This window comes from Nitrospirillum viridazoti CBAmc (assembly GCF_000730165.1).
Taxonomy (GTDB): Bacteria; Pseudomonadota; Alphaproteobacteria; order Azospirillales; family Azospirillaceae; genus Nitrospirillum; species Nitrospirillum viridazoti.
In genome coordinates this window covers 1,919,614-1,934,864 of the sequence record NZ_CP022110.1, presented here as the reverse complement: position 1 = coordinate 1,934,864, position 15,251 = coordinate 1,919,614, and the positions used below count along the sequence as shown (strand labels likewise).

General features: G+C 68.1%; 3 protein-coding genes. 1 reads left to right on the top strand and 2 read right to left on the bottom strand.

Annotated elements, in window-relative coordinates; translation table 11 throughout:
* Positions 1-39 precede the first annotated feature (39 nt).
* Positions 40-2,151 carry an ATP-binding protein gene (locus tag Y958_RS08855; protein WP_088871711.1) on the bottom strand — a complete coding sequence of 704 codons (2,112 nt, stop codon included), beginning with the start codon at positions 2,149-2,151 and terminating at the stop codon, positions 40-42.
* Positions 2,152-2,696: 545 nt separating this feature from the next.
* Between Y958_RS08855 and fusA the strand changes: the two genes are divergently transcribed.
* Positions 2,697-4,838 (top strand): elongation factor G, encoded by a 2,142-nt coding sequence (fusA, locus tag Y958_RS08850; RefSeq protein ID WP_004271358.1) that lies wholly within the window; start codon positions 2,697-2,699, stop codon positions 4,836-4,838.
* A gap of 204 nt (positions 4,839-5,042) precedes the next feature.
* Here fusA and Y958_RS08845 read toward each other — a convergent pair whose 3' ends face one another.
* Positions 5,043-15,005, bottom strand: a complete 9,963-nt coding sequence (locus Y958_RS08845) for a hypothetical protein (protein ID WP_088871710.1) — start codon at positions 15,003-15,005, stop codon at positions 5,043-5,045.
* Positions 15,006-15,251 lie beyond the last annotated feature (246 nt).

Genomic DNA, 15,251 nt, shown 5'->3' with positions numbered 1-15,251 from the left:
CCACAGGCTGCCGGGCCGCCAAGGTGGCGTTCAGGGTGGCTAGGGGATATCGGCGCCCGCAGGCGCGTCGGACCGGGCGTCGATGCGTCTGGACGGCAGGGTCAGCACGAATTCCGTGTCGCCCGGGTGGCTGGTCAGGGTCATGTGTCCGCCGTGACGCTCCACGATGGCCTTGACGATGGACAGGCCCAGGCCATTCCCGCCTTTCTGCCGGCTGTCCGACGAGTCCGCCTGGGCGAATTTCTGAAACAGGCGTGGCTTGAACCAGTCCGGCACGCCGGGGCCGTTGTCGTGCACCGAGAGGCGGACGCGGCCGTCCTCCCTGTCGCCCTGCACGGTCACAGCACCGCCCGCGTTGGAATATTTGATGGCGTTGGACACCAGGTTGGCCAGCACCTGCCGCAGGCGTCGCGGGTCGCCCACCACGGGGAGGGAACCGGCGGAAATGTAGCGCAGGGTGACGCTGTGCTCCTCGGCCATGGGGCGCAGCGTGGCCACCGTCTCCGCCGCCAATTCCCCCAGGTCCAGCTTGTCCGCCTTCAGATCCAGGGTGCCGGATTCAATGCGCTCGATATCCAGCAGGTCGTTGACGATGGCGATCAGCCGTTCGCTGTTGCGGTCGGAGATGCGCAGCAGGTTCTGCGCCTGGATGGACAGGGCGTCGGGCATGCCCAGCGCCAGGCGGATGGATCCGTGGATGGAGGTCAGCGGCGTGCGCAATTCATGGCTGACGGTGGAGATGAAGGCGTCCTTCATGCGCTCCACCTCCTTGCGATGCGTGATGTCGCGCAGCACCAGGGTGTAGAGGGGGCGGTCGTCCAGCTGGGTGGTGGTGACGGTCAGTTCCGCCGGGAAGCGGCGTTCCTCGCCGCGCACCTCGACCTCGCGGGGGCTGTTCCCTTCCAGCGCCAGGGGCAGCCACAGGGTGCCGGCTGCCTCTTCCAGCACAGCGCTGGCGGCGGCGTTGGCCCCGGCCAGGCTGGGCAGGGTCAGGAACTCGTCCACCGGCAGGCCCAGCAATTGGCGCACGTCGCGGCCCAGCATGCTGGCGCCGGCGCGGTTGGCGGACAGGATAACGCCCGCCTCGTTGATGGTCAGGACGCCGTCCGCCAGGCTGTTCAGGATGCTGTCCAGCCGCTCGCGGCTTTCCTGCACAGTGGCCAGCATGCGGCGTTCCAGGGCCTGGCGGTCCGCCCGTTGGCGCTCCCGCGCCTGTTGCTGTTCCTTCAGCGATTGCAGGGCGCGTGCCATGGTGCCCAGCTCATCGCTGCGTCCGGCACCGGTGACCGTGACGCTGGCGTCGCCCCGGGCGATGGCGCGCAACGCGGCGGTCAGGGCCAGGATGGGCAGCACCAGGCTGCGGGACAGCAGGACCCAGATGCCGAGGGCGGTGGCGACGATCATCAGGCCACCCACCAGGATGCCCCGCACCCCCTCCGACTGGGCGTTCTGCTGCTTCACCAGATGCTCGTCCAGCATCTCGCGTTCCGCCGTCGCGATGGCGTCCAGCGTGCCGCGCACCGCATCCATGGAGCGCTTGCCCCCCAAGGCTCGGGCCTGGTCGCGGGCCAGGGCCCGCGTCGTGGGGTCCGTGGCCATGGTCAGGGTGGGGTTGGCGTAGCCGTCCTGCCAATCGCGCACCTCGGCACGCAGCGTATCCACCCGCCGCCGCTGGTCCGTGTCGCCCTGGGTCAGCGCCTCCAGCCTTGCCAGGCGACTTTCCTGCGATTGCATGGCCTGGCGGGTCGGCTCCAGGAAGGTGGGATCGCCCGCCACGATATAGCCGCGCAGGCCCGTCTCCTGGTCCAGCATGGCGGTGCGCACCGCTTCCACCGCCTGGATGACGGCCAGGGCCTGCTGGCTGTCGCGGGTGGTGCTGACGATGACGTCGATCCGGCGCATGCCCCACAGGCAGACCGCGGCCGCCAGGACGAACAGCAGGGTGAAGGCCAGGAACAGGCGGCGGGGAATGGACAGGCCCTGAAGGGCGCGCGCTGGGGTGTCGTCGGGTGGGATGGGGATGTCGGCGCCGGCGGCGTGCGCGTCGGCGATGGTCGCGTCCGGGGACGGCCGGGCGCTTTCCTGCGTACTGGTTCTTTCGGTGCCGCCGTGGGCGGCGCTGTCAGCCGGGGCGTTCAGGTCCAGGATCATCCGCTTTCGTCTTGCCGTCCGGGGCGCCCCCGGTCATGGGGTGCGGCTGACAAGCAGGCTTGCCCCTAAACGTTAACAATTCCACTATGGGGGCACCCATTGCGGGTAGGCGGGGCAATGGTTCCCGCGCGGTCCCCGGGGGTCGGGGCCGCCTCATGCCGAGGGGTGATTCCACGCCGTTTGCGCATGATCACCAAGGGTGCATATGGTCAGGATTTCGCGAACTTGGGGGATACTTTAGCCCTAGGCCATGCCGGATCCGGCCCCGATCCCGGCGCACCGCCCAGGGAAATCGGGCAGGCGGCGGGAGAAGGGCCCCGGCCATGCGCGTGAATCTCCCCTGCTCAGGGGTGACATGCCGCATGAGCCCTTGGAAAAGGTGGCGGAACGCGCTAGATATCCGCCCGCCCGGGAGGTAATGCGGCGTGCCGTCGACCCCCCGGCCTTTTTTCATGCGGGTCCTTTCAGGGCCCGCGCTCGTTTTTGAACATCCCCCGCGCCGGCTTCATTCTTTTGCACCGGACGTTGGACGACGGAGCCCTCTAATGCCCCGCAGCACACCGCTGGACGACATTCGCAACATCGGCATCATCGCCCACGTCGATGCCGGCAAGACGACGACCACTGAGCGCATCCTGTACTACACGGGTCGCAAGCACACGATCGTCGACATTCATGACACCAAGGACCTGAAGTCGTCGACCACGACCGACTACCTGGAACAGGAACAGAAGCGCGGCATCACCATTCAGTCCGCTGCCGTGTCCTGCTTCTGGAAGGACAAGAAGATCAACCTGATCGACACCCCAGGCCACGTGGACTTCACCATCGAGGTGAACCGCTCCCTGCGCGTGCTCGACGGTGCCGTGGTGGTGTTCGACGGCGTGGCCGGTGTGGAGCCCCAGACCGAGACCAACTGGCGCCTGGCGGACAACTACAACGTTCCGCGTATGTGCTACGTCAACAAGATGGACCGTTCCGGCGCCAGCTTCAGCCGCTGCGTGGACATGATCCGCAAGCGCTTGGGCGCCACCCCGGCCGTCATCCAGCTGCCGCTGGGCTCGGAAGACAACTTCCAGGGCATGATCGACCTCGTCGAGATGAAGGCTTACGTCTGGTTCTCCGAGGAAAAGGACAGCCAGTGGGAGATCTGGGACGTCACCGACGACCTGGCCGACAAGCTGAAGATCACCAACGCCTACGACCGTGAGTTGCTGAGCAAGGTTGGCGAGTACCGCGCCGAGCTGATCGACACCTGCCTGATGCAGGACGACGCGGCCATGGAGCAGTACCTGGAGTCCGGTGAAGAGCCGGCCCCCGCCGTGCTGAAGGAATGCCTGCGTCTCGGCACCCTGAAGGGCGACTTCACCCCGGTCCTGTGCGGTTCCTCGTACAAGAACAAGGGCGTGCAGCAGCTGCTGGACGCGGTCGTCGCCTTCCTGCCGTCGCCGACGGACGTCGAGGCCATCAAGACCGTGGACCCGGACGGCAACCCGAACGGCGAGCGCAAGTCGTCGGACGACGAGCCCTTCGCCGGTCTGGCTTTCAAGGTCATCAACGACAAGTACGGTTCGCTGACCTTCGTGCGCGTCTACTCGGGCGTCGTCGCCAAGGGCACCTCCCTGCTGAACACCACCCGCGGCAAGCGTGAGCGCATCGGCCGTATCGTGGAAATGTTCGCCAAGGAAGCGAACGACCTGGAAGAAGCCCGCGCGGGCGACATCGTGGCCTTCGTCTCGCTGGCCGAGACGGATACCGGTGACACCCTGTGCGATGCCACCGCCCCGGTGGTGCTGGAGCGCATGCGCTTCCCCGACCCCGTGATCAGCGTGTCGGTGGAGCCGAAGAACCGTGCCGACCAGGACAAGTTCGGCGCCGCCATCGGCAAGATGGTCCGCGCGGACCCGTCCCTGCGTCTGGAAACGGACCGCGACACCGGCCAGACCCTGCTGCGCGGCATGGGCGAGCTGCACCTGGAAGTGACGCTCGACCGTATGCGTACCGAGTTCGGCGTGGAAGGTGTGATGGGTCGCCCGCAGGTGGCCTACCGCGAGACGATCACCAAGACCGTCGAGTACACCTACACCCACAAGAAGCAGACCGGCGGTTCGGGCCAGTTCGCCGAAGTGAAGATCCGCTTCGAGCCGAAGGAACGCGGCGCTGGCTTCACCTTCGTGGACAAGGTCGTCGGCGGCACCGTGCCGCGCGAATACATCCCGTCGGTGGGCAAGGGCCTGGAAGTCCAGAAGGAAGACGGCGTCCTCGCCAGCTACCCGACCGTGGACTTCGAAGCCACGCTGCTGGACGGTAAGTACCACGAAGTGGACTCGAACGCCCTGACGTTCGAAATCGCCGCCAAGGCCTGCTTCCGCGAAGGCATCCGGACCGCCGGTCCGATCCTGCTGGAGCCGGTGATGAAGGTCGAAGTGGTGGTTCCGGACGATTACCTGGGTGACGTGATCGGCGACATCAACCGTCGTCGCGGCACAGTGCTGGGCCAGTTGGAGCGTGGCCACAACATCGCCGTCGAATCCCATGTGCCGCTGTCCGAAATGTTCGGTTACATCGGTCAGCTGCGCGGCATGACCTCGGGTCGCGGCTCCTACACCATGGAGTTCTCGCACTACGACCCGGTGCCGAAGAACGTGGCCGACGAAATCATCGCGAAGAGCGGCAAGGCCGCCTGAGCCTGATTTCAAAGGTAAAGAGTGCAAGAGCGGCCGCCCCACCTGGGGCGGCCGTTTCTTTTTAAGCGCGATCCGGGAACGGCCGGGCATGGTACAGCCACGGGACAGACGCCCGGTCGCTTAGCTTGAAGCCGCCTGGCCTGAACCCGCTTGTTCAACAGGGATTTGGGAGCCGGGCGCGTTTCTGGATGAACGCGCCCGGCGTCAGCTGGGGGTACCCAGGATGCTGTTCATCCAGGCGTTCACCTGGTCGCTGGAGAAGGCAGCGACCTGGGCGCCGGTGACGGCGAGAGCCAGTCTCTGGCCCATGGTGGACAGCTGATCGGTGGTCAGCGCGTAGGCTTGGGCGGTGGTCAAGGCCGCGACCTGGCTGGTGCTGAGCTCCCGCACGTCATCGGTGGTCAGCGCGTGCACCTGGCTGGTGGTCAAGGCTTGAAGCTGCGCGGTGGATAGCCGCTGCACCTGGTCGCTGGTCAGGGCCGACAGGTTGTCGGTGGTCAGGCCCGCCACCTGGCTGGTGGCCAGCGCCGCCACCTGGGTGGTGGACAGCCGCTGCATCTGGTCTGTGGTCAGCCCGTCCAGCTGCGCCGTGCTCAGCACCCGGATTTGGGCTGTGGTCAGGGCGCGCAGGTCGGCGGAGGGCAGGGCGTTCAACTGGTCGCTGAGCAGCACCTGCACCTGGTCCGTGGTCAGCTTGGACACCTGGGTGCTGCTCAACGCCGCCACGCTGTCGCTGTTCAGCGCCAGCAGCTGGTCCGTCGTCAGGGCGGTTACCTGCGCGGTGGTCAGCACCCTCACGTCGGCCGTGGCCAGGGCGTTCAGCTGGGCCGTCGTCAGGGTCTGGATCTGCGCGGTGCTCAGGCCCGTCACCTGGGCCGTGGTCAGCGCCCCCAGCTGGTCGGTGGTCAGCGCGTTCAACTGGTCGCTGGTCAGCCCCGCCAGCTGGCCGGTGGTGAAGGCCGCCAGGTTGGCCGTGCCGAGATTGGCCAGTTGATCGGTGGTCAGCGCCCCGATCTGGGCTGAGGTCAGGCTGCGGATGTCCGCCGTGGGCAGGGCCACCAGCTGGTCGCTGGTCAGCACGTGAATCTGTCCGGTGCCCAGCTGGGACACCTGCGCGCTGGTCAGCGCCGCCACGTGCAGGGTGTCCAGCGCCAGCACCTGGTCGGTCGACAGGCTGTTCAGCTGCGCCGTCGACAGGGCCCGCACGTCTGCGGTGGTCAGTGCGTTCAGCTGGCCGGTGGTCAACGCCCCCACATGGGCGGTGGTCAGCTGTGCCACCTGGGCGGTGGTCAGGGCCGCCACGCTGTCGCTGTTCAGGGCGGACAGCTGGGCCGTGCCCAGCACCGTGATCTGAGCCGTCGTCAGCGACCGCACGTCGGCCGTGGTCAGGGCGTTCAACTGATCGGTCGTCAGTGCCCGCACCTGGTCGGTGGTCAGGCGGATCACCTGGGCTGTGGTCAGCGCCGCCACGGTGTCGGTGCTGAGCGTCGACACCTGGGCGGTGGACAGCGCCGCCACTTGCAGGCTGTTCAACGCCCGCACCTCAGTGGTGGTCAGCGCGTTCAGCTGATCGCTGCCTAGCGCCTGCAGCTGCGCGGTGCTCAGGCCGGCCACCTGCTGCGTGGTCAGGCCCGGCAGCTGGTCGGTGGTCAGAACCTGGACTTCATCGGTGGTCAGCACCCCCAGCTGGGCGGTGCTGAGCGCCGCCAGGTTGGTGGTGCCCAGCGTCGACAGCTGGGCCGTGGTCAGGGCCGCCACCTGGGTCGTGGTCAGGGTACGGATGTCGATGGTGCTGAAGGCGTTCAACTGGTCGCTGGTCAGCGCGCGCACCTGGTCGGTGCCGAGCTTGGACACCTGGGCGCTGGTCAGGGCGCCGGCGTTGTCGGTGCTGAGCGCGGCCAATTGCGCTGTGGTCAGGGCGGCGACCTGGGCCGTGGTCAGGGCGCGGATGTCGGCGGTGTTGAGCGCGTTCAGCTGGTCGGTCGTCAGCGCTGCGACCTGGTCGGTGGTCAGCTTGGCCACCTGGGCGCTGGTCAACGCGGCCGTGCCGTCGGTGTTCAGGCTGGACAGCTGGCTGGTGCTGAGCGCCTGCAACTGCGCCGTTGTCAATGCCCGGATGTCGGCGGTGTTGAGCGCGTTCAGCTGGTCGGTGTTCAGCACCCGCACCTGATCGGTGGTCAGCTTCGCCACCTGCTGAGTAGTTAGCGCCGCCACGGTGTCGCTACTCAGGCTGGACAGCTGATCCGTGCTGAGCGCGCCCAGCTGTGCGGTGGTCAGCGCGCGCACGTCGGCGGTGTTGAGCGTGTTCAGCTGATCGCTGGTCAGCGCCTGCACCTGCGTGGTGGTCAGCTTGGCCACCTGCAGCGTGCTGAGGGCCTCCGTTTGGTCCGTGGTCAGCGCCGCCACCTGGGCGCTGGTCAGCCCGCCCAGCTGGGTGGTGGTCAGTGCTGCGAAGTTGCCGGTGGTGAGCGCGGACAGCTGGTCGGTGGTCAGGCTGGTCAGCTGGGCGGAGGTGAATTCCCGCATGTCGGCGGTGGTCAGGCTGTTCAGCTGGTCGCTGGACAGCGCCCGCAGCTGGTCGCTGGACAGCCGGGTGACCTGCGTGCTGCTGAGCGCCGAGAGATTGTCCGAGCCCAGGGCCGACAGCTGGGCGGTGGACAGGACCGCGACCTGGGCGGTGGTCAGATTGCGAACATCCAGGGTGGTCAGCGCGTTCAGTTGATCGCTGTTCAGGATTTGAATCTGGCCGGTCGACAGCCGGGATACCTGGGCGCTGCTGAGGGCCGCCACCGCGTCCGTGCCCAGGTTGGACAGCTGGTCGGTGGTCAGCGCCGCCAACTGCGCCGTGGTCAGCGCCTGCACGTCGGCGCTGCTCAGGGTGTTCAGCTGGTCGCTGGTCAGCGCCTGGGTTTGCGCGGTGCTGAGCTTCGCCACCTGCAGCGTGTTGAGGGTGCTGGTCTGGGCGGTGGTCAGCGCCGTTATCTGCGCGCCCGTCAGGCCCGCCAGCTGCGTGGTGGTCAGGGCCGCGAAATTGCCGGTATTGAGGTTGGACAGCTGGTCCGTGGTCAGGGCCGACAGCTGGGCCGAGGTGAACTCGCGGATGTCGGCCGTGGTCAGGCCGTTCAGCTGGTCGCTGGTCAACGAGGCCACCTGGTCGGTGCTGAGCTTCCCGATCTGGGCGCTGGTCAGCGCCGACAGGGTGGCGGCCGTCAGCGTCGACAACTGGCCGGTGCCGAGCGCGCCGACCTGGGCGGTGGTAAGGGCACGGACGTCGATGGAGCCCAGGGCGTTCAGCTGGTCGCTGGTCAGCGCGGCCACCTGGTCGGTGCCGAGCCTGCTGATCTGGACGCTGGACAGCGCCGCCACGGTGTCGCTGCCCAGGGCCGACACCTGGGCCGTCGTCAGGGCCGCCAGCTGCGCGGTGCCCAGCGCGCGGATATCGGCGGTCGACAGCGCGCCCAGCTGGTCGCTGTTCAGCGCCTGCACCTGGCCGGTGCTGAGCTTGGACACCTGCAGGGTGTTGAGCGCGGCCACCTGATCGGTGGTCAGCGCGGCCGCCTGGCCGGAGGTCAGCCCGCCCAGCTGCAGGGTCGACAGCGCGGTGAAGTTGGTGGTGCTCAGGCCGGCCAGTTGGTCCGTGGTCAGCGCCGACACCTGGGCCGACGTGAATTCCCGCATGTCGGCGGTCGACAGCGTGTTCAGCTGGTCGCTGCTGATGGCCTGCAGCTGGGTGCTGGTCAAGCCCACGATCTGGTTGCTGGCCAGGGCGCCCAGGTTATCGGAGGTCAGGTTGGAAAGCTGGTCGGTGGTGAAGGCCGACAGCTGGGCGGAGGTGAATTCACGGATGTCGGCGGTGGTCAGCGCGTCCAGCTGGTCGGTGGTCAGGGCCCTGACCTGGGCGCTGGACAGCTTGTTCACCTGGGCGCTGCCCAGCGCCGACAGGTTGGTGGAGCTGAGGGTGGACAGCTGATCCGTCGTCAGCACCGCCACCTGGGTGGAGGTGAGGGCGCGCACGTCGGCCGTGGACAGGGCGTTCAACTGGTCGCTGTTCAGCGCCTGGACCTGGTCGGTGGAAAGCTTGCCCACCTGCAGGGTGCTGAGGGCCGCCACCGTGTCGCTGCCCAACGCTGACACTTGGCTGGTGGTCAGCGCCAGCAGCTGTGCCGTGGTCAGCGCCCGGACGTCGGTTGGCGTCAACGCGTTCAGCTGGTCACTGTTCAGCGCCTGGATCTGGTCCGTGGAAAGCTTGGACACCTGCAGCGTGGTCAGGCTGGCGACCTGGTCGGTGGTCAGCGCCGCCAGCTGGGATGATGTCAGGCCGCCCAGTTCCGTGGTCGTCAGCGCCGAAACCGCCGCCGTGCTGAGGCCGGCGATCTGCTCGGTCGTCAGGGCCTGCACCTGGGTGGAGGTGAACTCCCGCATGTCGGCGGAGGTCAGCGCGCCCAGCTGGTCGGTGGTCAGGACGCGCACCTGGGCGCTGGTGAAGCCCACCACCTGGTTGCTGGCCAGGGCCGACAGGTTGTCGGAGCTGAGGTTGGATAGCTGGTCGGTGGTCAGGGCCGACAGCTGGGCGGACGTGAGCTCCCGTATGTCGGCGGTGGTCAGGGTGTTCAGCTGATCAGAGCCCAGCGCCTGGATTTGGCTGCTGGACAGCTTGTTGACCTGGGCGCTGCCGAGCGCCGACAGGTTGTCGGAGCCCAGGGTGGACAGCTGCTCCGTCGTCAACGCCGCGACCTGGGCGGAGGTGAGGGCGCGCACGTCGGCGGTCGACAGGGCGTTCAGCTGGTCGCTGGTCAGCGCCTGCACTTGGCCGGTGGACAGGCGGGTCACCTGCAAGGTGCTGAGCGCGGCGACGGTGCCGGTACCGAGGGTGATGATCTGGTCGGTCGAGAGGGCCGCCAGCTGGCCGGATGTCAGGGCGCGCACGTCGGCGCTGTTGAGCGCGCCCAGCTGATCGCTGGTCAGCGCCTGTACCTGGGCGGTCGCCAGGTTGGCCACCTGCAGCGTGGACAGCACCGCCACCTGGTCGCTGGTGACGGCCCCGAGCTGCGCGGTGGTCAGGCCGGCCAGCTGGGTGGTGCTGAGGGCCGTCACCACGCCGGTGGAAAGGCCCGCCAGCTGATCGGTGGTGAGGGTTCCCACCTGGGCGGAGGTGAATTCGCGGATGTCGGCGGTCGTCAGCGTGTTGAGCTGATCGGTGGTCAGCGCTTGCACCTGGGTGCTGGTGAAGCCCACCACCTGGTTGCTGGCCAGGGCCGACAGGTTGGTCGAACTGAGGTTGGACACCTGGTCGCTGGTCAGGGCGCCGAGCTGGGCCGACGTGAATTCCCTCAGGTCGGCGGTGGTCAGGCTGTTCAGCTGGTCGCTGGTCAGCGATTGCACCTGGGCGCTGGACAGCTTGCCCACCTGGCTGCTGCTGAGCGCCGACAGGTTGGTGGAACTCAAGGTCGACAGCTGGTCGGTGGTCAGCACCGCGACCTGCGTCGTCGTCAGCGCGCGGATATCTGCCGTGGACAGGGCGTTCAGCTGGTCGCTGGTCAGGGCGCGGACCTGCGCCGTGGTCAGCTGCGCCACCTGGGCGGTGGTCAGCACGCTGGTGGCGGTGGTGCCGAGGGCCGACAGCTGGTCGGACGACAGCACCGCCAGCTGGGCCGTGGTCAGCGCGCGCACGTCGGCGGTGGAGAAGGCGCTCAGCTGGTCGGTGGTCAGCGACCGTACTTGGCTGGTGCTGAGGCCCGTCACCTGCTGGGTCGTCAGGCCCGCCACCTGGTCGCTGGTCAGTATCGCCAGCTGGTCGGTGCCGAGCCCCGCCAGCTGCTGGGTCGTCAGCGCCGACAGGTTGGCGGTGGCCAGGGCCGACACCTGGTCCGTGGTCAGCTGCGCCACCTGGGCCGAGGAGAACTCGCGGATGTCGGCGGTGGTCAGGGTGTTAAGTTGGTCGCTGGTCAGCGCCCGGACCTGGGTGCTGGACAGGCCCGTGACCTGGGCGCTGCCGAGGGCCGATAGGTTGGTGGAGTTCAGTGCGGCGATCTGGTCGGTGCCGAGCGCCCGCAGCTGCGCGCTGCTGAGCGTGCGGACGTCGGCGGTGGACAGCGCGTTCAGCTGGTCGCTGGTCAGCGCGCCCACCTGGGTGGTCGACAGCTTGGCTACCTGGGCGGTGGTGAGGGCGGCGGTGTTGTCGGTGCTGAGCGTTGACAGCTGGCTGGTGCTGAGTGCCGCCACCTGGGCGGTGGTCAGGGCGCGGATGTCGGCCGTGTTCAGCGCGTTCAACTGGTCGCTGGTCAGTGCGTTCAGGATGCCGGCCGACAGGCTGGCCACCTGGGCGGTGCTGAGGGCGGCCATCGTGTCGCTGCTGAAGGACAACAGCTGGTCGCTGGTCAGCGCCCCCACCTGCGCCGTGGTCAGGATGCGCACGTCGGCGCTGTTCAGCGCGTTCAGCTGGTCGCTGCTGAGCGCCCGAAACTGGGCCGTACTGAGCTTGAACACCTGCAGGGTGGTGAGTGCGCCGACCTGGTCGGTGGTCAGCGACCCCACCTGGGCCGTGCCCAGGCCGGCCAGCTGCGTGGTCGACAGCGCCGCCACGGTGGCGGTGCCCAGGGTGGAAATCTGGTCGGTTGTCAGGGTCGCCAGCTGGGCGGAGCTGAACTCCCGGATGTCGGCGCTGCCCAGGGCGTTCAACTGGTCGCTGGTGAGCGAGCGCAGCTGGGCGCTGTTGAGGCCCGCTACCTGGCTGGTGCTGAGTGCCGCCAGATTATCCGACGCCAGGGCCGACACCTGGTCGGTCGTCAGCTGCGCGATCTGGGCGGAGGTGAATTCCCGGATGTCGGCCGTGGACAGGGCGTTCAGCTGGTCGCTGGTCAGGGACCGCAGCTGCGCGCTGGACAGGCCGATGACTTGGGTGCTGCTGAGCGCCGACAGGTTGGCGGTGCTGAGGGTCGACAGCTGGTCCGTGGTCAGGGCCGCCAGCTGCTGGGAGCCCAGCGCCCGCACGTCGGCGGTCGATAATGCGCCCAACTGGTCGCTGCCGAGCGCCCGCAGCTGGGTGCTGGTCAGGCGCGTGACCTGGGCCGTCGACAGGGCGTTGAGGGCGTCGGTGCCCAGGTTGGTGAGCTGGAGGGTGCTGAGCACCCCGATCTGGGCGGTGGACAGGGCGCGGATGTCGGCGGCGGACAGGGCGTTCAACTGGTCGCTGTTCAGCGCCTGGACCTGGGCCGTGGTCAGGCCCGCCACCTGGCTGGTCGCCAGGCCCGCCACCTGGTCGGTGGTCAGCGCCGTCACCTGTGCCGTGGTCAGGCCCAGCATCTGCGTGCTGGACAGGCTGGACAGGCTGGCCGTGGTCAGGCCCGACAGCTGGTCGGTGGTCAGCTGCCCGATCTGGGTGGAGGTGAATTCCCGCAGATCGGCGCTGTTCAGCGCATTAAGCTGGTCGCTGCCCAGTGATCGCACCTGAGTGGCCGACAGGCGGTTGATCTGCGTGCTGCTGAGGGCTGACAGGGTGGCGGTGCTGAGGGTGGACAGCTGGTCGGTGGTCAGCACCCCGATCTGGGCGGTGGTCAGGGCGCGGATGTCGGCCGTGGACAAGGCGTTCAACTGGTCGCTGCCCAGCGCCCGGACTTGGCCGCTGGACAGCGCGGCCACCTGCGCGGTGCTGAGGGCCGCCAGGCTGTCGGTGTTGAGGCCCGCGACCTGGTCGGTGGTCAGGGCTGCGGTCAGGGCGGTGGCCAGGACGCGCACGTCGCCGGTGCTGAGCGCGTTGATCTGGTCGCTGTTCAGCGCCTTCAGCTGCAGGCTGGACAGGCCCGTCACCTGGTTGGTGGCCAGGTTCGCCACCTGGCTGGTGCTGAGCGCGCCCACCTGGTCGGCCGTCAGGCTCGCGATCTGGGCGGAGGTCAGGGCCGACAGGTTGGCGGTGCTGAGGCCCGCCACCTGGTCGGTGGTCAGCGCCTTCACCTGGGTGGACGTCAGCGCGCGGGCGTCCGCCGTGTCGAAGGCGTTGATCTGGTCGCTGGACAGCGCTTTCAACTGGGCGGTCGTCAGGCGCGCAACCTGGACGCTGGTCAGCGCCGCCACGTTCAGGGTGGTGAGGTTGGACAGCTGATCCGTGCTTAGTGCCGACAGCTGCGCGGTGGTCAGCGCCGCGATGTCGGCGGTGGTGAAGGCGTTCAGCTGGTCGCTGGTCAGGCCCCGCACCTGGGCGGAGCCGAAGCCGGCCACCTGCAGGGTGGTCAGGCCGGCCATCTGGTCGGTGGTCAGCGCCGACAGCTGGTCGGAGGTGAAGCCGTTCAGCTGGGTGGTGGTGAAGCCCGAAATGGCGCTGCCGCTCAACGCCGAGAGCTGGTCCGTGGTCAGCGCCCGCAGCTGGCCGGAAGTGAAGGCGCGGACGTCGGCAGAGGGCAGGGCGCCCAGCTGCTCCGTGGTCAGTACCTTGATCTGGGCCGACGTCAGCTGCGCCACCTGGACGGAGGACAGCGCCGCCACGTTGGCCGTGGTCAGGTTGCCCACCTGGTCGGTCGTCAGGCCGGCGATCTGCGCCGTGGTCAGGGCGCGGATGTCGGCGGTGCCCAAGGCATTCAGCTGGTCGCTGCTTAGCCCCTTGACCTGGGCGGCGGCCAACTGCGTCACCTGGCTGGTGGACAGGGCGGCCAGGCTGTCCGTTTCCAGGTTGGCCAGCTGCGCCGTGGTCAAGGCCGTCAACTGGCCGGAGGTCAGGGCCCGGATGTCGGCCGTGGATAGGGAGTTCAGCTGGTCGGTGCTGAGCGCCCGGATCTGGGCCGAGCTCAGGCGCGCGACTTGGGACGAATCCAAGGCGGCCAGGCCATCCGCGCCCAGCGCGCGAATCTGCCCCGTGCTCAGGGCGGCCAGCTGTGCCGAGGAGAAGACCTGTACCTGGCTGGAGCTGAGGGCGCCGACCTGCGCCGTCGTCAGCTGTGTCACCTGCGTGGCGCTCAACGCCGCCAGGCTGGTGGTGGCCAGGGCGCCCATCTGGTCGGTGGTCAGGGCGGCCAACTGCAGGGCGCTGAACAGGCGCACGTCGGCCGTGGCCAGGGCGTTCAGCTGGGCGGTGCTGAGCGCCCGGATCTGCGCGGCCGACATCAGCAAGGTCTGGTTGGTGGTCAGGGCGGCCACGCCGCTGGTGCTGAGGCCGGCGAGCTGGGCGGTGGACAGCTGCAGAATCTGCGTGGCGGACAGCTCCCGCACATCGGCGGAGGTCAGGCCGTTCAGCTGGTCCGTGGTCAGGGCCTGGACCTGGGCCTGGCTCAGCCGGGCGACCTGGGCGCTGTTCAGCGCCGACAGGTTGGCGACGCTCAGGCCTGCAATCTGTTCCGTCGTCAGGTTGGCGATCTGCGCCGTGGTCAGGGCGCGGAAATCATCGGTGCTGAGCGCGTTCAGCTGGGCGTTGTCCAGCACCCGCATCTGGGTGGCGCTCAGGCTGGCCAACTGCTGGGTGGTCAGGCCGGCCATCTGGCTGGTGGTGAAGACGTTGACCTGGGCTGCGGTCAGGCCCAGCATCTGGCCGGCGCTGAGGGCCGAGAGGTTGCGGGTGCTGAGCGCCACCACCTGATCGGTGCTGAGTGCCGCCAACTGTATACCGGAGAATTCCCGCATATCCGCGGTCGTCAGGGCGTTCAGCTGATCGGTGGTCAGCGCCCGGACCTGGGCGGTGGTCAGCAGCGCCACCTGGCTGCTGCTGAGCGCCGACAGGTTGGCGGTGCTGAGGCCCGAAATCTGGTTGGCCGTCAACCCGGGCACCTGCGCCGTGCTGAGGGCCTGGATCTGGCCGGTGGACAGGGCGTTCAGCTGGCCGGTGGACAAGTAGCCCACCTGGGCGCGGCTGAAATCGCGGATGGCGGTGGTGGACAGGCCCGACAGCTGGCTGACGGTGATCGCCTCCACTTGGCTGGAGGTCAGGGCTTGCACCTGGTTGGACTTCAGCGCTTCGAGATCGGCGGGGCTGAAGGCGGCGATATCCTCATCGCTGAACGCCTGCAGCTGCTGGGCGCTGAACACCATCTGGCTGGCCGTGAAGGCCGTGACCTGGGTGGATGAAAGAACAGCGATCTGGGCGGTGGTAAGGGCCGCGACGTCCTGAGTGGTCAGGGCCTGAATAGCCGCTGTCGAATAAGCCGCGATCTGCGATGGCGGTACAGTACCGATAGACGAAACCATCACCCTCTCCGATCACATCTCTTTGAGATGTTTCACACTCGGCACCACCACGCCCCTTCTGGGCGCACCCACAGCCACGTGGGTCTTCAACCCCCCGCCGCGCCCCTTATGGAAACAGCGGAAGTACTTTGTGTCCCAGGAGGGCCACCCCGTTCTGGAGCCGCCCGCACCCGGGGGTGCGCGAGTATTGATCCGACGCCGACTTACCCAACCTGGATATACAGAGCCACTTTAATTTGGATAAAA